A 22,486-nucleotide genomic window follows, 5' to 3' on the forward strand; every position below is an offset into this window, starting at 1 on the left:
CCCTAGTTTTTCCAGTAATTACCAAATAAGGTGCGTTTAACCTAGTCAATGCCACTGGCTGCTTGACATACCCCCCCTGAACGGTTACAAATTGTGTGCTATCCTGCCACAAGCTAAACCGCCATAACCACCATCACACGAGAGCCTAAATGACAATCCCATTAGCACCTCGCATCTCTGATACTTTACCCCCCATTACCTGGGAGAAATTGCCAGCGGATTTTGTCCTCCCTGATGAACCAGTGGAAAGCACCCTACAACCCCTGCTCGCGGCGGCTTTGCGAGAATCTTTAGAATTAGCCAGTTTAATTGTGGAAGCGAGTCTTATTGCTTCTAATTTTGGCATTTGCGCCACCGTTAGCGGTAAGACAGTAGTAAAAGCTCCCGATTGGGTTTATGTACCCGCAGTAGCACCTATCCGAGAAGGAGAAATTCGCCGCAGCTACACGCCTCATGCAGAAGGGGAAGTGCCAGCAATTGTCATGGAATTCATCTCAGAAACAGAGGGAGGGGAGTATTCTATCAATCCCCACTATCCCTATGGCAAGTGGTATTTCTACGAGCGAATCTTACAAGTACCTCTCTATATTATTTTTCAACCACAAACCGGAGAATTAGAAGTTTATCGCTTAGTAGCAGGGAAGTATGAGTTACAGAAAGCGGATGAGAATCATCGTTACTGGCTGGCAGAAATCGGTTTATTTCTAGGAGTATGGCAGGGGAAAAAAGCAGCAGTAACGGCTCATTGGTTGCGATGGTGGGATCAATCAGGTAATTTACTATTGTGGGGTAGTGAACGGATTGAACAGGAGCGGGAAAGAGCCGAACAAGCTGAACGGCGGGCTGAGGGAGAAAAAGCTAGGGCAGACAGATTGGCGGCACAGCTGAAGGCCATAGGAATTGACTTGGAGGCTGAATGAATAATCTAGAAAATGGTCAAGTTAAGGGTATCGGTGGTATAGTGTCAATGTCTATGAAGTCGAGGTGGAATGTTCGATAAACTGACGGGGATCACTCAGAAACTGAGTCCAGGATTGCGTAAAATTCTCGGTAACGTCGGCTGGCTGTTTGTCGAGCGCATCCTGACCATGATACTAGCCTTTTTCGTCGGAATCTTGGTGATTAGGTATCTCGGTTCGGAAAATTTTGGAAAACTGAGTTATACTACTAGCTTCGTTACTCTTTTTAGTGCGATCGCTCAATTGGGGTTGAATGCCATCGTCATCCGCAATATCGTCCAAGAGGAAAAAGCGGCTCCAGAGATTTTGGGTACTGCTTTTGTGCTAAAGTTAATAGCTAGTTTATTGACAATTATTATAATTGGTATGGCCATCTGGACGTTTGAGACCGATCCTAAGGTTCGCTGGATGACCTTAATAATTTCCTTTAGCTTAATGTTCAGTGCTTTTGACGCGATCGAGTTTTGGTTTCAATCACAGGTACTTTCAGGAGTCTTGGCTATTCTGAGAAGCGTCCAGTTAATTTTGAGTTCCCTGATCAAACTTTCATTTATTGCCTTCAAGTTGCCGTTAATGGCTTTTGTCTGGTTAATTCTGGCAGAGCAGGTTGTGAAGGTGCTCGGAATGCTCTGGGTTTATTTTAAGCATCACCAATCTATATGGCAATGGAGAGTCAATTGGTCGAAAGGGTTAGAAATGCTGCGAGATTCATGGCCGCTGATCCTATCGGGTGTCATGATCACGATTTACATGAAGATTGACCAAATAATGCTCGGTAATATGGCAAATGCTCAAGCAGTGGGAAACTATGCGGCGGCGGTCAGGTTCTCAGAAATTTGGTATTTTATTCCTATGGCAGTTTGTTCTTCTGTCTTTCCGGCAATCCTGCGGGCGAAGCAGAGGAGTAGAGAGGAATATTATGCTAGACTACAACAATTGTACGATCTCATGGCTTGGATGGCACTGGCCATTGCAGTTCCCATGACTTTTGCTTCAGTTCCTTTGTTGACAAATTTGCTCGGTAAGGACTATGCTGAAGCTGGTCAAATTCTAGCATGGCACATCTGGGCCGGTCCTTTCGTCTTTTTGGGGGTGGCTCGCAGTAACTGGTTAATGGCTGAAAATTTCACCCGGTTTAGTTTTTTGACGACTTCATTAGGAGCGATTGTCAATGTCTGGTTGAATTTCTTGCTTATTCCCCCCTACAGCGGTGTGGGAGCGGCGATAGCAACTATGTTATCGCAGGCGGTAGCTTGTTACATTAGTTGTTTACTTTATCCTCCTATGTTCAAACATAGCCTGATGTTAACTAAAGCTTTGTTTATACCATTTCGTTTTGAGCAAAATCTAAATTATTTTAATAAAATAAAGCGAACTCTAATATAGTCTTGAAATTAAAACAACTAATGCCATGAAACAAACAATCAAAAACTTTTTAGTATGGATTTTAGCAAGACCTTTTTTTTATAGCTTCAATGTCAGGCTATATTTGTTGGTGCTAAATTTTCTAGGAATTTTGAATTGGAAGAATGATAAAATAAGTGGCGAGTATTCTTTTATTACCAAACTGACAAAAAATTTTCAACCAGGTTCAGTCGTACTTGACATCGGAGCAAATGTTGGCAATTATTCTAACTTAATCAAACAACTTAACTCAGGAGTTATGATTTATGCGTTTTAGCCGCATCCGAAGACTTTTAAAATACTTCAAGAGAATGCCATTAAAAATAAGTATAAGGCTTTGAATTTAGGTTGCGGTAAAAGTAAATCGAAATTGGAACTATATGATTATAAAAATCAAGATGGCTCATCTCATGCTTCTCTGTATAGAGGTGCTATCAATGAGATTCGCCAGTGTGATTCAGTTGCACATTTAGTGGATGTTATTGATTTAGATAGCTTTTTGTCTGAGCAGAATATACAAAAAGTAAAATTGCTGAAAATTGACGTTGAGGGGAATGAATACAGTGTCCTTGAGGGCTTGAAGGAATCTCTTAAAAAAGGTATGATTGAGATTATCCACTTTGAGTTTAATGAAATGAATATTTTTAGTAGGACTTTCTTTAAAGATTTTTACGACCTATTAGAAGATTATAAAATTTTTAGGATGTTGCCAAGTCATCTATTGCCATTAGATACATATAGTCCCATCTTTTGTGAAATATTTGCCTATCAAAATATAGTTGCTGTACATAAAAACTATAGATTAAATCTATAGACTGGACTGAGACTAACAATTATTTTTCGTTAAAACAATATCCAAAACAAATATGAGATTATTATATGACTAATATTCCAACGCTTAATCTTGCCAAGGAGCCATCCTACCATAATAGCTCCTTGAAATATGTATTACTATTTCTCGGCTTAATTGTATGGATTATAATACCGATAATTGGCATTTTTCCACTTCTTCTTTTCATCCATTTTAACTTGAATAGCAAGAAAAATAAAATAAGTGTCCTAAACTTATCAATTTTAATATTAATTGCTGTAACAACTGCGATTTTTACGTCATCCCAGAACATTATTTCTGATACTGCAGCTTATGTGACAAGGTATGGAGACTTAGGGCAATATAGCCCATTTGAATTAGCGTATGGCAAAGGTGTTGAATTTATACTCCCTTTATTGAGCTATCCTATTTATATCATTTCGAATGGTTCTAAATACTCTTTTTTATTCTGTTGGTCTTTATTTATTAATTTAGCGACCATCTATATAGCTATTAAATTATCAAGAGAAAATTTTGCTTTGATCTTATTTTATACAATAGCAAATCCAGCTTTCTTTCTACAAATATTTTTAATGAGGCAATTTATTGCCAGCATTTTTGTACTACTCGCTCTAGTTAATCTAGAGAGTGAGATAACTACCTGGGGATTTTATGCGACAAGTTTTTTTACTCATACTACTAGTATTATGTATTTGCCCATTATTATATGGGGAATAAAAGGAACTAATTGGATACGCAAATTATTTTCTATATTTACGAATAGTCTAGTTTTTAAAATTCTAGTTTTGTTTTTACTTGTATCAGCTTTCGCTATCGGTGTTCGATACGGTACTTTATTGAAGTTTTTTGATATGCTTAAAGAAACTGAAGCTTTATATGCAAAATCTCGTTACTGGGCTGCTGAAAAACAAGATACTGGCTTAGGAATTAGTCTTACAAAAATAGTTGAATTTTTAACTATTTTTTTGATCAATAGCTTCATGTTAAAAAAAAATCAGCAATCTCCTAGAGATAAAAATAGAGATATGATTATGTCTATAATCTTTACATCTTTATTTTTCTTATGTCTGATAACAAGTGATATTGGTGGATATTTTAGTTTAAGAATTGGTTTATTGTTGCTTGGTTTTTCTGGAATTTTCTACTACCAACTTCTCGATAAAAAATGGAAAATTCCATATCTAAAAAATATTTTTATTGCCATTAGCCTTATTGCTGTATTTCTCAGGTTTTTCTATTTTCTTTATAATCAAGGAAAGGGAGAATTATATTATCTTAACGGTCAACCATTTGAAAATTCTATATTGGAGTACATAAAATTAGCTTACGAAAGCTTTACCAACGACGTACAAATAGAAATATTTCGTTAAACATACACAAATAACTTCTCTGCTGTATCATTAGTTGATTGCTGTCCTAAAAAAGTGTTTACTCAATCATCCTAAAGTTTTAGCTTCCAGATTTTAATCCTACCATTATTTGCGATCAAACAAAGTGAAGATAAATGAAGTTGGACACAGCCGCGATCGCCTTTGATATAATAGAATTAAAGAGGTGGCCTGCGCTCTAAAAGCCATGACACAAGAAGATATTAAAGGGATTATCCGCCAAGAAATGTCCGAAATTCTCCAATATAGGGAAATGCGGGACGATTACCACAGTAGTGTTGGTGCTTTGGCATCGATATGGAGACTACACTCGCAGGAATCTTTCCGCAATGCTCTGAAAGCAATGTTAGAAGAGTCTTTCGGAGTGCAGGTGATTAATATTACTGAATATGATGACGAAGGCGAAGTCTTTGGCAGACCAGACCAGATAGAATTGGATTTGTTAATCAAAAATGGACTGTTGATAATTGGCGAAATCCAATCCTCTATAAGTAAAAGTCCAATTTTATCAGCAGCGATACCAACAAGAATACAACGGCAAGATAGTTATTTCACTGATGCTAGATTTCAAAGCGCAGCAAATAGCTAAAAATTTAGGAATAGAAGTTTATAGTTCTACAAGAGATGTAGAATTCAGTTCATAAAAGGAAGGTTAAGGAAGATAAATAGTACAAAAAAATTATCAGGTAATCGCTACTTGACAAAACTGACAATATTTGTTATAACAGGGCTTGGGTAAGTTATATCATTAATAAAACTGCGAGAAATGTCCAGTATTTTATATGATTCTGATTTTGACTTGTGGATTGAGCAGACAATTCAACAATTAAAAGATCGTCAATTTGAACAACTAGACGTTGAACACTTAATTGAGGAATTACAAGACTTGGGCAAGTCAGAAAAAAGAGCCTTAGAAAGTAACTTAATGGTTTTGTTGGCTCATTTACTCAAGCTCAAGATACAAGGCGATGCGCCTGAGACTATGACAGGCAGTTGGTATGATTCAATCAACGAACACCGGCAGCGAGTTCAAAAAAGCTTACGAGATACTCCATCTCTCAATCCCTATCTGTCCACAGCAGTTTCCTCAGTCTATCCAGACGCTCGCCAGCTGGCAATTAGAGATGGAAAAAAAGCTAAATTTGGCGTTCGCATACCATTAGAAAATGATTATCCAATCACCTGTCCTTTTTCAATTGAGCAGCTCTTGGATGATGATTTCTACTTAAATGAGTCCTAGCCTAGAATTGTGATATAACATATAGTAATCCCCTAAACCCTTGACAACAGGTAGCTGAACAATGGAATTAAGCCCCCTGCCTGTTCACGACTCATTAAGAATTGCTATAGCCAGTCAATTAAAGTAACATTTGCATGAAAGAGGGCAAAAAATCTAGGAAATCTAAATAACTAAACCCAAAATATAGGACAGAAATATGGAAACTCTGACGCTTAGTCAACCGATGCAGTTAACTGCATTACCCACGCAAGATGAACTTCCCTGCGATGATGGAGTACCCATGGAAACTCAAAGGCATAAATGGCAGATGGATCTGTTAATAGACACTATATCCCCTTGGCTAGACCAACGAGAAGATGGTTATGCCAGTGGCAATATGTTTGTCTATTTCAGTACAGCACAACTGAAAAATCAAGACTTCAAAGGACCTGATTTTTTTGCCGTCTTAGACGTACCAAAAGGGGAGCGAAAAAGTTGGGTTACTTGGGAGGAGGGAAAAGCCCCCGATGTAGTGATTGAACTACTCTCAGAAAGTACTGCCCAAATAGACAAAACCGAGAAAAAAAAGATTTATCAAGATAAGTTACGAGTGCCTGAATATTTCTGGTACGATCCTTTTAATCCTGAAGATTTCGCCGAATTTGTCTTAGTTGATGGCCTATATGAACCACGGCAACCCAACGAGAAAGGATGGCTAATCAGTGGTCGTTTGGGATTAGCTTTAGTTCGTTGGCAGGGAGAATATAGAGGGGTAACAACCGTCTGGATTCGCTGGGCAACTTTAGATGGAATGTTGTTGCCAACCCCGCGAGAGTTGGCTGAGGAAGCACAACAGAAAGCTGAGGCAGCACAACAGCAAGCTGAGGAAGCACAACAGAAAGCTGAGGAAGCCGAAGAAAAAGCCGAACGATTGGCGGCTAAACTCAGGGAATTGGGGATTAATCCCGAAAGTCTCTGAATTTCTCTGGGTGGATTTTGGTAGTCCCACTAGCCTAGAGTTGACAATTTGGTCAGGGTGGGTTAGGATTCTACGAGTTAACAGTAAATTCGTCTATGGCTGATTTCCAACTGACCACTCCTGTCGCCTTCCTGATTTTCAATCGACCAGACACGACGGCGAGGGTGTTTGAAGCCATTCGTCAGGCGAAACCACCTAAGTTATTAGTGGTTGCCGACGGTCCCCGTCCAGATAGAGCCGATGATATTGAAAAGTGTAAGGCGGCTCGTGCTATTATCGAGGGTGTGGATTGGGATTGTGAGGTATTGAAGAACTATTCTGATATTAACTTGGGATGCAAGAATCGAGTATCTAGTGGATTAAATTGGGTTTTTGACACAGTAGAAGAAGCTATTATACTTGAGGATGATTGTGTACCCGACCCTACCTTTTTTCGGTTTTGCGAGGAACTATTAGAATACTATAAACATGACCAGCGAATTATGGTGATATCGGGAAATAATTTTCAGTTTGGCAAAAAACGCACAGACTACAGTTATTACTTTTCAGTTTATCCCCATTGTTGGGGCTGGGCGACTTGGCGGCGAGCTTGGCACTTTTATGATGAGACAATGAAACTGTGGCCAGAAATAGGCTCTAGTAAGTTTCTTGAGTACATTTTTAGAGATTATCAAGAAGTAAAATATCGTTATAAAATTTTTCAAAATACTTACGAAGGAAAGATTAACACTTGGGATTATCGTTGGTGTTTTTCCTGTCTTGTTCAGAGTGGTTTGGCAATTCTTCCCAATTGTAATTTGGTTAGTAATATTGGTTTTGGTGCGGATGCTACCCATACCAGTAGAGCCATTCAATCTGTTGTCAATAACCCAGTGAGGGAAATGTCTTTTCCTCTCCAACATCCACCCTTCATCACTCGTCATTTTGAGGCGGACAGGTTCACTTGGGAAAATATCTATAGACCACAAAAGAGTTTATGGCTTAAAGTGCAATCTAGATTTTCACAACTATTTTGAGGAATTACAGCGTTTCTCCTAAAAATGAAGTGTAACCTAATTCGGTGTTGACAACCGACGAACGACTCCCCAGAACGAAAACTTCGTGCCTCACCATTAAGATAACTGCTATAATTAATTTATGTCAAAACAACAACAGCATTTTTGCATTGTTTGCAATCAAGAAATCAATCCCAGACTGGTAATGCGATCTAAAAATGACAATGGGGATATTATGCGTTGCCCCCATTGTCGATTGACCTTTGTTAATCCCATGCCGTCGGAACAGGCTATTCAAGAATATTACAATGGTTTATGCAGAAAAGAGTCTCTGGAATTTGATTTACAAAAGCAAAAATGGGCTAATACATCTCTAGATGGATATATAGAGGAATTAAAAAGGCTTAAAAAGTGGCTTCGTCAAGACTTTTTAGACTTAGGAGGTGTTCTAGGCTATTATGCGAAGGAAGCTTTAACCAAAGGTTTGAAAGCCATTTTAGTCGATATTGATCCTATATCAATTGAATTTTCCAACAAGCATCAAGAGTTACCCGAAGTTTACCAAGCAAGTATTCAAGAGTTTTCTGAAATATCGTCTGATTGGATATTTCTTAGACATAACATTGAACATTTCAAAAATCCTGACAATCTACTAGACACTGTTTATTCCCTGCTGTCAGAGGGCGGAGTATTAACAATAGAAACCGATAATAATGCTGGAGCAGAAATATTACTACATCCCAAAACAATGAGATTTTATCAATCACTATATAGCAAAAAATACGAGGGATCATCTCCGATTGATTTATTGCTAAAGCTACCTTTAGCAGTTGATCTACTGCGTCATCTGTTTGGTTTTCGTGCTGATAATTTATCTCAACTGTTAATCAACGACTCCTTTGAAACCGTGAAAACTATACACTACTGTTTAGGAGACTCGGTGTACTGGCCAAATATTCCTAACAATACTATTTATATACTTATCGAAAAACTAACTGATTTCAAAATTATGTCTTTGTTATTAGAGGTAGTTTGCTTAATAATTTTTCCTTTCAGGAAAATGCTTAATCGCCTACAAATGTCCTCTGGTTTATGTATTTATGCTACCAAAAAGGCAACGTAAACTCATTCAAACAAAAAAAAACTACAAAATGGACATTTATATCATGAAATTTCTGGCATCTGTTTATAATACAATACAAGACCTTTACCTCACAACCCAGCCTAAACCATGGCATCCTCAAAAGCCAAGAGTAATTCAGTTTCCAGTTAACGATGTGTGTAATGCTAAATGTCAAATGTGCAATATCTGGCAACAGAAATTTGACTATCAAATCAGTCCGCAAGAACTAGCCATAGCAGTCAATAATCCACTTTTTTCTGAAGTAAGAGGTGTGGGAATTAATGGAGGAGAACCAACACTTCGCAAAGATTTAGCAGAAATTGTTGATGTTTTATTCACTAACTTGCCGAAACTATCAGCCATAGCTCTTATTACCAACTCTTTGAATAGTAGCCAAGTAATTGAGCGAATTGGTGAAATTGGACAGGTAATTAAATCACACTCTGGTCATTTAGATGTAATGGTATCTCTGGACGGGGTTGGAGAAGTACATGATCGAGTTAGGGGGAGAAAAGGAAATTTTGAAAATGCCATTAAAGTGATTGATTTTATCCAAAATTGCGATCTGGTTTCTAGTCGGAGATTGGGCTGTACAATTATTAAAGAAAACGTTTATGGATTGCATGATCTATTAGAATTTGCTTTGAGTAAAGATATTTACATTAAGTATAGACTGGGACTTCCTCATCAGCGTTTATATTCTCAAGATGTCTCCGAACCATTTGACCTAACCTTTGCAGAAAAATATCATCTAAGTGTTTTTCTGGAAAATATTATCAGGTTTTATGAAACATCGGAACAGCAGAAGTTTTTTTATAAATCTTTAATTGGTCAAATAATGTACGGAAAACCTCGTGCTGCTGGGTGTGATTGGCAGCATAGGGGTGTTACTCTCTCAGCCAGAGGAGAACTTTTGTACTGCGCCGTTGAAAGTAAAACATTAGGTTCATCTATTTCTGAAAATTCCGAGCATTTATACTTTGCCAATCAAGATCATTTAGCAGCAATTGTTAAAACCAAATGTGATACCTGTGTTCACGATTATGTTGGTCTTCCCCCCACTCGTACTTTACTGAATAATTATCTTAATAAGGGATTATTAAAATTGGGCATAAATCCCCAAGAACTGAAAAAATCACCACTTATTAAACCAGTTAAAGAAATCAAAAAGAAGATTAGCTTTCAAAAAAGAATGATTGGTTATGGTGTAGATTTAGCTAAAATTAATAACTCTCAACCTGCTCAAGGTTTTTCTCGTCATAATTCAGAAAAATATCGGGTACTTATCTGTGGTTGGTATGGCACAGAGACGTTGGGAGATAAAGCAATTTTAGGTGGAGTAGTGAATTCGCTCCAATCTGCTCTAGGAAACTTGGAACTTCATCTTGCTTCCCTTGAATTATATATTTCGGAGATGACGATTCAGCAAATGCCTGAATTAGAGGGATGTTATTTACATCCTATTACGGATGCGATTAAAGTTGCTGGTACGATGGATTTAGTCGTTTTTGGTGGTGGTCCTTTAATGGCTATCCCTAACCTAGCTGAAATGATTGCTATATTTCAAAGAGCAGTAGAAGCTAAGGTTCCGACATTGATTGCCGGGTGTGGTGTAGGACCTTTGGAAAATTTTGATTATAATCAAGCAATTAAAAATCTTCTACACTTATCTTCCTATCGAATTTATAGAGATGAAAACTCTCGAACTTTGGCTGAATCTTTAGGTATTTGTACTTCAGAAGATTTGGTTGCTGAAGATCCTGCTCTCACTTGGGTTAAAAGTTCTTTGGCATCCCTAAAACCAATAGAAAATCCTCAAAAATCTCCAGTGCTATTATTAGGATTAAGAGATTGGCCTTATCGTGAATATGCACCTCATCTAACTGTATTGGAAGCGGAAAAGCTAAAAAACAAGTTTGAAACAGAAATGATTACAGCACTGACTCACATACTCAACAAATATTCTGAACTTTCAATTATTCCTTTCCCGATGTGTACCAATCATATTGGCGACGACGATAGGTGGTTTTATCGAAGATTGTTTAGGGGTTGTCAAGATATACAGAACAGATTAGATTTAAGCTACTTGGGAGCAGAACAAAAACCTTTGGATGCTTTAAAAGCTTTTCAATCAGCTTCTATGGCTTTGACAATGAGATTTCATTCTCTAGTGTTTGCTTTGGCTGCTGGAGTCCCATCTATAGCTATTGATTACACTCTAGGAAAAGGCAAGGTCAAATCATTAGCAGAAAAACACAACGTACCATATATGAGTTTGGATTTAATTACCGCTGAATTTCTAGTTTCTCGGTTTGGTGATATTTTAAATGGTGATGGACAGGATTTAAAATATTTTGTTTGTCCCCAAACTTTAAAATTTTCAAATGCAGTTAGTTTATTTATTAAAAATCTAGAAGGATAATTAGATTATTATTTATGTCGATCGCAACTAAAGGTAAATTCAAATCTTTGTTGATGAAAGTATATACACTTATTTTAGGAAGGCATCCCTATAATACGGTTTTATCATTTAACTTTCACAATGTTCGCCATATTATCAAATACCTAAAGAAGGAGAGAGAGACAATTTGTTCCAAAGCCGAATGTGTATTAGTTGATGTTGGAGCAGGAGCAAGCCCATATTATGATATCTTCTCTCCAGTTACGTCTAGATATGTTGCTGTAGATATGAAGGAAAGTCTTACTAAAAACGAAAATCGCTCTATTGAGCAGATTTATGGCTTCGCTGAGGCAATTCCTCTTGAAAATGCTATGGCTGATATTGTATTGTTTAATCAGTGTCTTGAACACGTCCATGATCCTTTGAAATCCGTTGCTGAAATTTACCGTATTCTCAAGCCAGGTGGGAAATTGATTGGTTCAGTCCCGCACATCAGTCCTGTCCACTTAGAGCCAAATGATTTCCGCCGCTATACAGATCTGGGATTAAGGCAGTTACTTGGAGGTGCTGGTTATACAGACATCAAAATTGAAGGCAGTGGCTCGGTCTATTCAGCAACAGCACTGCTGATTACAATGGATTGGATGCTGACTCCTAGAAAAGACGGCGTTTCTCAAGGATTCTCGGCAAAAAAAGCACTACTTCTCTCACCTATAGTAGGCTTGATCAATATACTCGGTTTGCTCCTTGATTTTCTAGCAAAAGATAAGTATATAGCGTTTCCCAATCTCATGAGGTACACCAAAATCTTAACTCCTGAATCCCGAATCCTGACTCCTGAATCCTGAATCCCGAATCCTGACTCCTGACTCCTGACTCCTGACTCCTGACTCCTCAAAACCTAAGACTCTGTACCTCACAACTATGGGAATTGCTATAGAAGTCCAGCTAATTTATGCTGGTCAGCGAGTAAACCACTTTTTTGAAGCGATGAAAATATGTCTACTTAGTTGAATCATGAAAAAAACATTAAAAAACTCTTCAGAAAACTGGGATTTTAAGTCAAGAGATATAATCTTAATACTTCCCAAGTGGCTCTGATGGAAAGGTTATTGGAATATCAACATATAGACTTTTCGATCTGGGTGCTAACCGTGGAAGACTATTGCAAATTGATCAAATATTCTTGAGAGTGATGAAAGTCTGTTTACTAAGTAATTCTGATAGTCAAGGAGGGGCTTTTATAGCCGCTCATCGTCTGCATAAAGGGTTACATCGGATCAGTGTAGCAGCGACTATGCTAGTTAATGATAAAACGACTGATGACTATACTGTTTTATCGCCAGCAAGTAAATTAATGAAGGGATGGACAAAACTAATACCTACTTTTGAGAAATTGCCCTTGTCATTATATAACCAAAGAGAGAGAACACCTTATTCTATCCAATGGCTTCCCGATCGCCTTGTTTCTAGAGTAGCCCAAATTAGTCCAGATATTATTAACTTACACTGGATTAATGCCGGGTTTTTACAAATTGAAACCCTAGCCAAATTTAAGCAACCTCTTGTTTGGACGGCTCACGATATGTGGCCTTTTACTGGTGGTTGTCACTATAGTGGAGAATGTGATCGCTATACCCAATCCTGTGGTCATTGTCCTCAATTAAAAAGTCAGCAAGATGGGGATATTTCTCGTTGGGTTTGGTGGCGAAAATCTCAAGCTTGGAAAAATCTAAATCTGACTATTGTTACCCCCAGTCAATGGTTAGCAGATTGTGCTAGAAATAGTTCTCTATTTCAGGATTTACGGATAGAAGTAATTGCCAATGGCTTAGATATTCAAAGGTATAAACCAATCGAGAAAAAGATTGCTCGCCATCTCTTAGGATTACCCCAAGATAAACAGCTGATCCTCTTTGGTGCTATGACGGCAACAAGCGATCGCCGGAAAGGATTTCATCTGCTGCTGCCTGTCCTAAAAAAACTCAGCCAGTGGGAAATATGGCAGCATAAATTAGAGTTAGTGGTCTTCGGTGCTTCTGAACCGGTTAATCCGCCTGATTTTGGACTGAAAACCCATTATTTAGGCAGATTAAATGATGATATTTCCCTAGCTTTAGTCTATGCCGCCGCCGATATTTTTGTCGCTCCCTCAATTGAGGATAATCTTCCCAATACAGTCATGGAAGCTCTCGCTTGTGCAACTCCCTCTGTTGCCTTTAAAATTGGTGGAATGCCTGATATGATCGAACATCAACAAAATGGTTATCTCGCTCAACCTTTCGATGTGGAGGAATTAGCAAAGGGAATTTCCTGGGTATTGGAGGACGAAGAGAGATACCAGAAATTGTGCGATTGCGCTCGTGATAAAATAGAGCAGGAATTTACTCTTGAGATTCAAGCATCTAAATATTTAAAGCTGTATAATGATATCTTGGAATCTTCCGAGTAAACTTTAACAGTCTTAGCCATGCTCAACAAAACGATTAAGAAACTCTCCAGAAGTTTAGGAATTGATCTAAAAAGATACAATATCCAAACATCTGAAGCGGCGAAAATGCAGCGCTTGTTAGCCTATCACAATATTGACTTAGTATTCGATGTTGGCGCTAACATTGGGCAGTATGCTAAATTGCTGCGAGAATTAGGCTATTCGGGGAGGATTGTTTCCTTTGAACCACTGTCAAGTGCTTACTCTCAGTTAAAAGCTGTTAGTGAAAAAGACCCTCTGTGGGAAATTGCTCCCCAAACTGCCATCGGCAACCAAGAAGGTGAAATTACCATCAATATTGCTGGTAATAGTCAGAGTAGTTCAGCCTTGCCAATGCTGGATGCTCACTTAGAATCTGCACCTAAATCAGCTTACTCTGGCTCAGAAACAGTAAAATTGAGCAGGCTAGATACCATTGCCAAGGACTATATCAAAAGCGAAACTAAATCCATTTTTCTCAAAATAGACGTGCAAGGATTGGAAAAACAAGTGCTAGAAGGAGCAACTGCAGTTTTGCCTTTGGTTAAAGGCATTAAGCTGGAATTATCTTTAGTCCCTCTCTACGAAGGTCAAGTCCTGTTTAAAGAAATGATTGATATCGTAGAAAAATTAGGTTACGAACTGTACGGTATTGAACCAGGGTTTACTGCCGAAAAAACTGGGAGGATGTTGCAGATGGATGGCATTTTCTTTAAACCAGATTAAAAATTTCATCTGGTAAAACATGAGTAAAGTTATTTGTTGATGTCCTTTCTCAAATAGTGCTACACTGTGTACACAATGCGTACACAACGAGAGAGACTATGGATTAAGTATGACATTGAGAAAATTGGGGTGCGAGAATTTCGGAGCGAACTCCCTAAATACCTATACGGTCAGACTCCCGTTGAGGTACTACGTCACGGTCATACTGTTGGGTTCTATTTCCCCGTTAAACAGGGGAGTAAAAGCGCCGATATCGCTGCCTTACAAGCGGTGGCCGCTCAATTTGAGTACCTGTTAAGTCAAAAGGGAATTTCCGAGGACGATATTGTTCGTGAGTTTCGTCAGATGTGTGAAGCGGATAGAGCCAATCAGAGAAAGGATTTGGACAAGTGAGACTCAAATTCATCGTTCTCGACGCTAATATCATCATAATAAATAGACATCTCCAAAAATCTATACCCCAGTCCTAGCAATGGTATTCCTACTTGGTAATGGGATTTCTTATCCTTTTAGCTAAACAGCAACATTGCCCCTATGACATTAGCCTCTATCCCAACAAAGCAGTACATCGAGCAACGAGACGAAGAATATTGGCTCGAAGGAACTCGTATCTCTCTTGATTCAGTTGTCTATTCTTTCTTGAACGGAGAATCGCCCGAAAGCATTGCCCAAAATTTCCCACTCCTTTCCCTCGAACAGGTTTATGGCGCGATCGCCTTCTATCTGGCCAATCGAGAGCTTGTCGATGCCTATCTGAAAAAGGGTGAAGCCGAGTTTCAGGAACTACAACAGTCTTGTAGAGAAAAGAGTCCTTTGCTGTACCAAAAATTCAAGGCAGCTCAAGCCTACAATATGTGCTTAAAAAACTAATTTCCTAGAAGAAGGCTATAATTACCATAACATTTTGCCCCCATCTCAATTCTAGCCCCTAGATATTTTCCCCAATGCTAGAGGAAAAAGCTCCTTAAGTCTGATCACCAGCGTGACTCCGATGACTTCAACTATTGCTCCTTCTCGACTTTCACTGCCTACCCAAGATGAATTGCCCTGCGATGACGGCGTTCCTATGGAAACCCAACGACATAAACTCCAGATGGATATACTCATAGATGCCTTGTTCCCCTGGTTAGCTGCTAGGGAAGATGGCTATGTAGGCGGCAATATGTTCGTTTATTTCAGTGCCGCACAGTTAAAAAGCGAGGAATTTCGCGGTCCCGATTTCTTTGCTGTCCTGGGGGTTCCTAAAGCGGAAAGAAAAAGTTGGGTGGTTTGGCAAGAGGGGAAAGCTCCCGATGTGGTTATCGAACTCCTTTCTGAAAGTACCGCTCAACAGGATAAAACTGAAAAGAAAGCCATCTATCAAGACCGTTTGCGAGTGCCAGAATATTTCTGGTACGATCCCTTCAATCCCGAAGACTGGGCGGGTTTTATCCTCAGAGACGGCAACTACGAGCCATTATCTCTAGAGGAGGGAGAAAGATTTTTCAGTCAAAGGCTAGGGTTAACTTTGGTCCGCTGGCAAGGAGAGTATAAGGGAGTTGAGGCAGTTTGGCTGCGTTGGGCGACTTTTGCCGGCGATTTACTGCCCACGGAGTCAGAGCTAACTGAACAGGAAAGAATGCGGGCCCAACAGGAAAAAATGCGGGCCCAACAGGAAAGAATGCGGGCCCAACAGGAAAGAATGCGGGCTGAGGATTTAGAAGCATTGCTCCAACGCTATCGAGAGCGTTTTGGAGATTTGCCAGAATAAATCTAGATATTGACCGGCCAAAGTACAATGACTCTCCAGAAAGCTAATAGGATAGGAGCATCAAGCATAGACAACCAATAACCTTAGAGAACTCTTGTTCGCTTTCCAGTTTAGCTGATTAAAAATTTTCTTTACAAAAAGTTGATCATCAGGTATAATCTAGCAAATTATGCCCATTGAATCCGGTCTTGAACTGGTCGGTTAATTAAATTGCCCATTATGATTGATACCCTGCCCTAGAAGTATTTTATCAAGATTTAATAGGAGGCAACCAGCTAGTAATATTTTGATCGAGGATACCAGTTCCCAGTTGGCTTTGACGACAAAACATGACAGTAAATATTAGTAGTGTAAAGGTTGACAATGTTGAAAAAATTACTTAACCGTATGCAAACCGAACAGGGTAGAAAAAATATTAAATTTGCTCTAGCCAGACAAATATTCAATCCCCTCTTAAGAAATATTGGCTACACCCTAATTACTGACCATTTTTATCAGCCGATACCCAACCGTCAGGAAATTATGACATACGCGGGCAAAGAAAGGCCTCTTAGCTCAATTGAATGGCATCTAGACAAGCAAACTGAACTGGTTAAGTATTTACTAGAAAAATATGCTTTAGAATTTAACAATAAAGAAATTTTTTCAGCATTTGGTTATTCCGAAGATAGTTCTGGTCTCATTAGTGGCGATGCGGAAGTCCTCTATGCTATGGTCAGAGAAAAAAACCCCTCTCAGGTAATTGAAATTGGGTCGGGTGGTAGCACTAAAATTATCGCCGCAGCTTTAAAAATGAATTTTATAGAAAATTCCCAAAAATCACAACTGATCTCGATCGAGCCTTATCCTCAAGATTTTTTAAAAGACTTTGCTAATGTTAGTAAAGATTTTCTAGAATTTAGTTTGCTTACCCAGAAAGTAGAAGCCGTAGATTTGTCTGTTTTTGAATCCCTGCAAACCAATGATATTCTGTTCGTTGATTCCAGTCATGTATTTAAGTCTGGTAGTGATGTGGAGTTTGAATTTCTTCAAGTTTATCCCCGTTTACAAACAGGAGTCTTAGTTCATATTCACGATATATTTTTTCCCTATGATTATCCCATCGAATGGAATCTCAAAGAATCACGATACTGGAACGAGCAATACTTTTTAGAGACCTTTCTGCAATTTAACAAAAAGTTTGAAGTTTTGGCATCCTTATCTATGGTATCTTATTATAAGAATTCTGTGTTTCTTGAGAGTATCAATGCTTATCATGAAGATCGATTACCCGGTTCTTTCTGGATGATTGCTTAAAAATTACGCGCTTCCAAACAATCATGAAAATAATTAATCTTAATCATAACTTTTCCACGACTCGCAAGCTCACTTCTGATCCCCTACAATATCCAATATTATCTCCCCCAAATCCAGAACGCAAGGGAGAAGGGGGATTAAGAACAAAGGGATATTTCAAACGGTCTTACGATGAAGCGAGTGGTTTGTCTGACAATTCACCGCTTCCTTTAGTTACCATCATTACTGTAGTTTTCAACGGCGAGAAGTATTTAGAGTCAACGATTCAGAGTGTGATTAATCAGACATACGATAATGTTGAGTATATTGTTATAGATGGTGGTTCTACGGATGGGACAGTTGATATTATTCGTAAGTATGAAAACCAAATTGATTATTGGGTAAGTGAGCCTGATGGTGGTTTATACCATGCAATTAATAAAGGAATAAGTTTATGTATGGGAAGACTTGTAGGCATAATTCATGCTGGTGATAATTATACTTTAGAAGCTATTGTTGATGTAGTCGAAGCATACCTTAAAAAAACATCTGCGGGACTATTTATAGGGGATTGCAAATGTTTGTTGAGAGATAATTCTAATTGGTATATTCGGGCTGGTAATCTAGGGCCATTGCCCTATAAAACTTTACCTCATCCATCTACTTTTGTTTCTCTTGAAATCTATAGGAAATACGGAGCTTTTGAAACTTCTTTATTTAAAATAGCTAGTGATTACGAGTTTTTCTGTCGTTGTTTTGCTCAGTCTGTAGAATTCATTTATATCAATAAAACGATTGCTATTATGATGAATCCTGGAATTTCAAGTAACTATTATATGACCGCAAAAGAAGAATTAATAGTTCGTCTGCGTTACCTGCCCAAGTTAGTTGCTATCATTATTTTCCTACGCTCTTGCCTAACAATTACAGGTCATAAAGCTTTAGAATATTTAGGACTATGGTATTTAATTGAGGCTAAGAGACATGGAAGCATCCGTTAGTGTAATTATTCCCTGCTATCGTTGCTCAAATACAATTGAGAGAGCAGTCGATTCTGTAGCCAAACAAACCCTCCGTCCCGCCGAGGTTATTCTGGTTGAAGATGGCAGCGGTGATGGTACATTGGAGAAGTTGAAAGAACTACAGCAGCAGTATGGTAAAGAGTGGATTAAGGTTGTTGCTTTAGAGTCTAACTCTGGTCCGTCTATTGCACGTAATACTGGTTGGAATTTAGCATCTCAGGATTTTATTGCTTTTTTAGATGCTGATGAATCATGGCATCCTGAAAAAATTGCTATTCAATACTCTTGGATGATTGCTAATCCTCAAGTTTGTTTATCTGGACATGGTAGTTACTTAGTCTTACCTCAATATAATCACCTAGATCAATTAACACAACTAAGGTTTGATTTAATTGGTAAGCAAGAAGTTTTAACTTTCAATCCATTTGACACATCCTCTGTTATGTTAAAACGAAATATAAGTAACAGATTTGCACCTCAGATAAGATATGCAGAAGATCATTTTTTGTGGATGGAAATTTACCTTGACAACCAGAGCGAGTATAGTATGTATAGACTAAATGTTTGTACGACTCATATCGTAAAATATTCTAGCGGACTTAGTAGTAATAAATTGGCAATGAGAATTGGAGGCATCAAAAATTATTGGTATTTATGGCTAAACAAGAAAATTGATTTATCAACAATGATTTTTTATGTTCAATATACTTCTCTCAAAGCGGTTTTGTCAATTTTATTTCCGAAATTACACTTGTTTTTTAAACAGAAGTTAGAGCTTTTTTTGTTGAATTAATAGTATCCTAACTAATTGTATTGGCTCTCCCAGGTTTGGTGGGTAAAATGTATTCTAAGATACATTTCTCCTAGCGAGGGAGTGGAACGAACCACAGAGACACAGAGGACACAAAGATCGATCCTATGTAAGTTAAACCGATCACACAGAACCTAGAAGAGCCTTGTATTTACAGGAGACAACTAATGTTGATGAATAGTGTGACTTAGACAAAAAACAAATCGAGCAAATCGATAAAAACCTAAATCCCAATCCCTGCTTGGGATTTACTTCGAGAAGCCCAAAATCACTGAAACCCAGATATAGTAATTCTAAATAATTTATTAATCACCTCTGTCCCCTCTATTTGACATTTGAAGTTTTGACATGGTAAAGTAAGTTGTAATACAGAGCAAAAAAACAGGAACAGAAATTATGTTTTGGACTAAGTTAAAACACTCCTATGTATGGAAAAGAATACTGTATGAAAGAGTGACAGAGCCGATTCACTTGAATCTATTCTCAATCTTGGTGTCTCTGTTTGGTTCATACAGAGCAAAAATTGATTTTGATTTAATATTGCGACAGCACAATGCCTACGGAATTTTAAGAGCGGCTGATGAAGCTAGGAAACTTGGTTTACAATCTGTGACGCTCATCGAGTTTGGTGTAGCGGCGGGTGCAGGGCTAATAAATATGTGCAAAATAGCTGAAAAAGTTTCATCGATTACAGGCATCGATTTTAATATTTATGGTTTCGATACAGGACTGGGAATGCCACCTCCCCAAGATTATAAAGAGCATCCTGAACTATATCAGCAAGGCGATTTTCCGATGAATAGGGATCAACTTGTTAAACTTTTGCCAAAAAATGCAGAACTTATCATCGGGGAATTAAGTGAAACTATACCTAGTTTTATGAAAAAGCTTAATCCCGAATCTCCAGTCGGATATGTCGTGATTGATGTTGATTACTATTCTTCTGCCAAAGAAGCATTAATCTCCTTGAGTTATGACTCCAGCAACTATCTTCCTATCACCTTCTTATATTTTGATGATATACATGAAGACTATCATAATGATTGGTGCGGAGAACTCCTGGCAATTCAAGAGTTTAATAGTGAAAATGAAACCAGAAAAATATCGCCCTATAAATTCTTGAAAACAAAAAGGATTTTTAAAAATGCCTCTTGGCTAGATCATATTTACATTTTGCATGTTCTTGATCATACCATACGGCAAGATGTTAAGTCTTCAAGAAGTAAAGTAACGTTGGTTAATCCATACTTAAGCAACTGAAGAGTTGAGTATTGTTAAGCAAGTATTTTTTTATTCCAGAGGAGCAAACTAATGTTTATGAATAGAAAACAATTAGCCCAACTAATTATTCAAAAGCTAGAAGACAATCGGGAATCTTTGGCAAAAGAATTTGCAATGTCTGACCAGATAAGTAGCTGTGTTATTGACAATTTATTAGATGAGCAAATAGTTCAATTCATTTATGAAGCCTTTCCTCAAAAAGAAGAAATGAGTCAAAGAAATAGTATCAGAGAGCTTAAGTATGTGGCGGCTCAAATGAATCTATATAATCCTCTGCTTGAAGAAATTATTTATGCTTTTCAAGATACTAAAATTTTATCTCTGTTGAGTGAAATTACTGGAATCCCTCAATTATTACCTGATGAATATTTGTATGCTGGTGGAATTAGCTTGATGGCTCGAGGTTGCTTCCTCAATCCTCACATAGATAATTCCCATGATAAAGACAGAAAGAATTACAGAGTTCTCAATTTACTGTATTATGTAACACCAGATTGGCAAGAGGGTTATGGAGGCAATTTAGAACTGTGGGACAATGGATTAAAATCTCCTCAGAGGACAATTTGGAGCAAATTTAACAGGCTAGTAATTATGAAGACGGACAAAAGTTCATATCATTCTGTCAATCCAGTTATATATGATGGTTCGAGATGTTGTGTATCCAACTATTATTTCTCTCCCGTATCACCCGAAAGTGAAGATTATTTTCATGTCACCTCTTTTCGAGGGAGACCCGAACAAAAACTTCGAGACTTGTGGCTACAAGCTGATATAGCTATTCGTAATAAGCTCCGTAAGGTTTTTCCTCAAGGGATTGTTAAACCTTGGCACAGGTACAAGAAGTAAATATATTATCCCTAATGTTTAACTTTATTGGCTCTTCCGAACTTGCGGGGAAAGATGTAAACAATAAAATCCCTGAAGTGTTTGTTGGGCAAAGGATTGAGACATCTAAAGGATCATTTGAGCAACTTTTGCTATGATCTAGTCATAGAAAGACTTTCAGCAATTTCTCCCATGGTAAGTTCGGTAAAACCACTGTATTCCTTCAGAATTATGCAACTTACGGCCTCCCTTGTCCTTTACAAAAATGACCCAGAGATAGTTATTCAAGCAATTAAATCTCTGTTCAGCACACCCATAAAAATTAATTTATCCGTAGTAGATAACTCTCCCAGCGATGAACTCAAAACAATATTCGATAATTTTCAGGAATACGATATAGATTATTACTTCAATAATGGTAATAACGTTGGTTTTGGTCAAGCACATAACCTAGCTATTACTAGAGCTAAAAAATATGATTATCATTTAGTTGTTAATCCAGATGTTTATTTTGATAATAATGTGATAACTGAACTTATTCACTACCTCGATAAACATCAAGATGTGGGATTGATTACTCCAAAAATATCTTACCCTAATGGGGACATCCAATACCTTTGTAAGCGTCAACCCACAGTTTTGACCTTATTTATTAGACGTTTTATACCAAAAAAAATGCAATTTCTTTTCAAAAAGAGATTGGACTGGTATGAAATGAGAGATATTAGCTATAACCAGATAATAGAAGTACCGATTATTAGTGGTTGTTTTATGCTATTTAACAGAAAATATTTAGATGATATTGGCTACTTTGATAAAAATATGTTCATGTATTTTGAAGATTATGATTTGACCATGAGAATGTCTAAAAAATACAAAACCATACTTTATCCCCATGTGAATATTTATCATCATTGGGCAAGAGGAGCGCACAACTCGACTAAACTGGCAATAGTTTTTGCTCAATCTGCTGTGTATTTTTTCAATAAACATGGCTGGAAACTTTACTAAACTTAATTGAATAAT

At 37.8% G+C, this 22,486-nt stretch carries 22 protein-coding genes and 1 pseudogene; all 23 read left to right on the plus strand.

The features are described from left to right. Positions 1-149: 149 nt before the first annotated feature. The 23 genes and pseudogenes from N0824_RS12605 (at position 150) to N0824_RS12715 (ending at position 22,471) form a co-directional block, all read left to right on the plus strand. The gene (locus N0824_RS12605) at positions 150-920 is read left to right on the plus strand and encodes a Uma2 family endonuclease (protein WP_108937010.1); all 771 of its coding nucleotides are present in this window, start codon (positions 150-152) and stop codon (positions 918-920) included. Between the two features lie 69 nt (positions 921-989). Further along, positions 990-2,345: a flippase gene (locus tag N0824_RS12610; protein WP_108937011.1), complete on the plus strand. Its 1,356-nt coding sequence runs from the start codon at positions 990-992 to the stop codon at positions 2,343-2,345. Between the two features lie 25 nt (positions 2,346-2,370). Then, positions 2,371-2,640 carry a hypothetical protein gene (locus N0824_RS21015; RefSeq protein WP_199224910.1) on the plus strand — a complete coding sequence of 90 codons (270 nt, stop codon included), beginning with the start codon at positions 2,371-2,373 and terminating at the stop codon, positions 2,638-2,640. 12 nt (positions 2,641-2,652) lie between these two features. Beyond that, a pseudogene (locus N0824_RS21020) lies at positions 2,653-3,177 on the plus strand (FkbM family methyltransferase); the annotation flags it as partial. A 65-nt stretch (positions 3,178-3,242) separates the two neighbouring features. Beyond that, on the plus strand, positions 3,243-4,565 hold the full coding sequence (locus N0824_RS12620) for an EpsG family protein (protein ID WP_108937012.1): 1,323 nt from the start codon (positions 3,243-3,245) through the stop codon (positions 4,563-4,565). Positions 4,566-4,749: 184 nt separating this feature from the next. Beyond that, positions 4,750-5,172 (plus strand): DUF3782 domain-containing protein, encoded by a 423-nt coding sequence (locus N0824_RS12625; protein ID WP_199224911.1) that lies wholly within the window; start codon positions 4,750-4,752, stop codon positions 5,170-5,172. A gap of 177 nt (positions 5,173-5,349) precedes the next feature. Then, on the plus strand, positions 5,350-5,823 hold the full coding sequence (locus N0824_RS12630; protein WP_108937013.1) for a DUF29 domain-containing protein: 474 nt from the start codon (positions 5,350-5,352) through the stop codon (positions 5,821-5,823). A gap of 196 nt (positions 5,824-6,019) precedes the next feature. Next, positions 6,020-6,781: a Uma2 family endonuclease gene (locus N0824_RS12635; protein WP_108937014.1), complete on the plus strand. Its 762-nt coding sequence runs from the start codon at positions 6,020-6,022 to the stop codon at positions 6,779-6,781. A gap of 95 nt (positions 6,782-6,876) precedes the next feature. Continuing rightward, entirely contained in the window at positions 6,877-7,797 is a 921-nt protein-coding gene (locus N0824_RS12640) for a glycosyltransferase family 2 protein (protein ID WP_108937015.1), read from the plus strand. Positions 7,798-7,918: 121 nt separating this feature from the next. Beyond that, positions 7,919-8,899 carry a bifunctional 2-polyprenyl-6-hydroxyphenol methylase/3-demethylubiquinol 3-O-methyltransferase UbiG gene (locus tag N0824_RS12645; RefSeq protein WP_108937016.1) on the plus strand — a complete coding sequence of 327 codons (981 nt, stop codon included), beginning with the start codon at positions 7,919-7,921 and terminating at the stop codon, positions 8,897-8,899. A 43-nt stretch (positions 8,900-8,942) separates the two neighbouring features. Beyond that, positions 8,943-11,321: a polysaccharide pyruvyl transferase family protein gene (locus N0824_RS12650; RefSeq protein ID WP_158269552.1), complete on the plus strand. Its 2,379-nt coding sequence runs from the start codon at positions 8,943-8,945 to the stop codon at positions 11,319-11,321. Between the two features lie 14 nt (positions 11,322-11,335). Then, positions 11,336-12,148 (plus strand): class I SAM-dependent methyltransferase, encoded by an 813-nt coding sequence (locus N0824_RS12655; protein WP_199224912.1) that lies wholly within the window; start codon positions 11,336-11,338, stop codon positions 12,146-12,148. 347 nt (positions 12,149-12,495) lie between these two features. Next, the gene (locus N0824_RS12665) at positions 12,496-13,752 is read left to right on the plus strand and encodes a glycosyltransferase family 4 protein (protein ID WP_108937033.1); all 1,257 of its coding nucleotides are present in this window, start codon (positions 12,496-12,498) and stop codon (positions 13,750-13,752) included. 18 nt (positions 13,753-13,770) lie between these two features. Beyond that, positions 13,771-14,496 carry an FkbM family methyltransferase gene (locus N0824_RS12670; RefSeq protein WP_108937018.1) on the plus strand — a complete coding sequence of 242 codons (726 nt, stop codon included), beginning with the start codon at positions 13,771-13,773 and terminating at the stop codon, positions 14,494-14,496. A gap of 75 nt (positions 14,497-14,571) precedes the next feature. Beyond that, positions 14,572-14,889 carry a hypothetical protein gene (locus tag N0824_RS12675; protein WP_108937019.1) on the plus strand — a complete coding sequence of 106 codons (318 nt, stop codon included), beginning with the start codon at positions 14,572-14,574 and terminating at the stop codon, positions 14,887-14,889. Positions 14,890-15,030: 141 nt separating this feature from the next. Continuing rightward, positions 15,031-15,366 (plus strand): DUF433 domain-containing protein, encoded by a 336-nt coding sequence (locus tag N0824_RS12680; RefSeq protein WP_108937020.1) that lies wholly within the window; start codon positions 15,031-15,033, stop codon positions 15,364-15,366. A gap of 121 nt (positions 15,367-15,487) precedes the next feature. Then, positions 15,488-16,246, plus strand: a complete 759-nt coding sequence (locus N0824_RS12685) for a Uma2 family endonuclease (protein WP_108937021.1) — start codon at positions 15,488-15,490, stop codon at positions 16,244-16,246. A gap of 363 nt (positions 16,247-16,609) precedes the next feature. After that, positions 16,610-17,542 carry a class I SAM-dependent methyltransferase gene (locus N0824_RS12690; RefSeq protein WP_108937022.1) on the plus strand — a complete coding sequence of 311 codons (933 nt, stop codon included), beginning with the start codon at positions 16,610-16,612 and terminating at the stop codon, positions 17,540-17,542. 23 nt (positions 17,543-17,565) lie between these two features. Beyond that, on the plus strand, positions 17,566-18,522 hold the full coding sequence (locus N0824_RS12695) for a glycosyltransferase family 2 protein (protein WP_108937023.1): 957 nt from the start codon (positions 17,566-17,568) through the stop codon (positions 18,520-18,522). Beyond that, on the plus strand, positions 18,506-19,336 hold the full coding sequence (locus tag N0824_RS12700; protein WP_108937024.1) for a glycosyltransferase family 2 protein: 831 nt from the start codon (positions 18,506-18,508) through the stop codon (positions 19,334-19,336). Before N0824_RS12695 ends, N0824_RS12700 begins: the two co-directional genes overlap by 17 nt. 414 nt (positions 19,337-19,750) lie before the next feature. Beyond that, positions 19,751-20,614, plus strand: a complete 864-nt coding sequence (locus N0824_RS12705) for a hypothetical protein (RefSeq protein ID WP_108937025.1) — start codon at positions 19,751-19,753, stop codon at positions 20,612-20,614. 57 nt (positions 20,615-20,671) lie between these two features. Then, complete coding sequence (locus N0824_RS12710; protein WP_233256429.1) at positions 20,672-21,481, plus strand: 2OG-Fe(II) oxygenase; 810 nt, start codon at positions 20,672-20,674, stop codon at positions 21,479-21,481. 210 nt (positions 21,482-21,691) lie between these two features. Beyond that, positions 21,692-22,471: a glycosyltransferase gene (locus tag N0824_RS12715; RefSeq protein WP_108937027.1), complete on the plus strand. Its 780-nt coding sequence runs from the start codon at positions 21,692-21,694 to the stop codon at positions 22,469-22,471. Positions 22,472-22,486: the final 15 nt, after the last annotated feature.

This window comes from Microcystis sp. 0824, assembly GCF_003112475.1.
Taxonomy (GTDB): Bacteria; Cyanobacteriota; Cyanobacteriia; order Cyanobacteriales; family Microcystaceae; genus Microcystis; species Microcystis aeruginosa_C.

Bases quoted from the DNA above. Each gene is read 5' to 3' on its own strand.
- N0824_RS12675 (WP_108937019.1), top strand. From the start codon at position 14,572: ATGCGTACACAACGAGAGAGACTATGGATTAAGTATGACATTGAGAAA.
- N0824_RS12610 (WP_108937011.1), top strand. From the start codon at position 990: ATGTTCGATAAACTGACGGGGATCACTCAGAAACTGAGTCCAGGATTG.
- N0824_RS12710 (WP_233256429.1), top strand. From the start codon at position 20,672: ATGAATAGAAAACAATTAGCCCAACTAATTATTCAAAAGCTAGAAGAC.
- N0824_RS12655 (WP_199224912.1), top strand. From the start codon at position 11,336: ATGTCGATCGCAACTAAAGGTAAATTCAAATCTTTGTTGATGAAAGTA.
- N0824_RS12670 (WP_108937018.1), top strand. From the start codon at position 13,771: ATGCTCAACAAAACGATTAAGAAACTCTCCAGAAGTTTAGGAATTGAT.
- N0824_RS12715 (WP_108937027.1), top strand. From the start codon at position 21,692: ATGCAACTTACGGCCTCCCTTGTCCTTTACAAAAATGACCCAGAGATA.
- N0824_RS12695 (WP_108937023.1), top strand. From the start codon at position 17,566: ATGAAAATAATTAATCTTAATCATAACTTTTCCACGACTCGCAAGCTC.
- N0824_RS12700 (WP_108937024.1), top strand. From the start codon at position 18,506: ATGGAAGCATCCGTTAGTGTAATTATTCCCTGCTATCGTTGCTCAAAT.
- N0824_RS12650 (WP_158269552.1), top strand. From the start codon at position 8,943: ATGAAATTTCTGGCATCTGTTTATAATACAATACAAGACCTTTACCTC.
- N0824_RS12690 (WP_108937022.1), top strand. From the start codon at position 16,610: ATGTTGAAAAAATTACTTAACCGTATGCAAACCGAACAGGGTAGAAAA.
- N0824_RS12605 (WP_108937010.1), top strand. From the start codon at position 150: ATGACAATCCCATTAGCACCTCGCATCTCTGATACTTTACCCCCCATT.
- N0824_RS12620 (WP_108937012.1), top strand. From the start codon at position 3,243: ATGACTAATATTCCAACGCTTAATCTTGCCAAGGAGCCATCCTACCAT.
- N0824_RS12645 (WP_108937016.1), top strand. From the start codon at position 7,919: ATGTCAAAACAACAACAGCATTTTTGCATTGTTTGCAATCAAGAAATC.
- N0824_RS12635 (WP_108937014.1), top strand. From the start codon at position 6,020: ATGGAAACTCTGACGCTTAGTCAACCGATGCAGTTAACTGCATTACCC.
- N0824_RS21015 (WP_199224910.1), top strand. From the start codon at position 2,371: ATGAAACAAACAATCAAAAACTTTTTAGTATGGATTTTAGCAAGACCT.
- N0824_RS12630 (WP_108937013.1), top strand. From the start codon at position 5,350: ATGTCCAGTATTTTATATGATTCTGATTTTGACTTGTGGATTGAGCAG.
- N0824_RS12705 (WP_108937025.1), top strand. From the start codon at position 19,751: ATGTTTTGGACTAAGTTAAAACACTCCTATGTATGGAAAAGAATACTG.
- N0824_RS12680 (WP_108937020.1), top strand. From the start codon at position 15,031: ATGACATTAGCCTCTATCCCAACAAAGCAGTACATCGAGCAACGAGAC.
- N0824_RS12640 (WP_108937015.1), top strand. From the start codon at position 6,877: ATGGCTGATTTCCAACTGACCACTCCTGTCGCCTTCCTGATTTTCAAT.
- N0824_RS12685 (WP_108937021.1), top strand. From the start codon at position 15,488: ATGACTTCAACTATTGCTCCTTCTCGACTTTCACTGCCTACCCAAGAT.
- N0824_RS12665 (WP_108937033.1), top strand. From the start codon at position 12,496: ATGAAAGTCTGTTTACTAAGTAATTCTGATAGTCAAGGAGGGGCTTTT.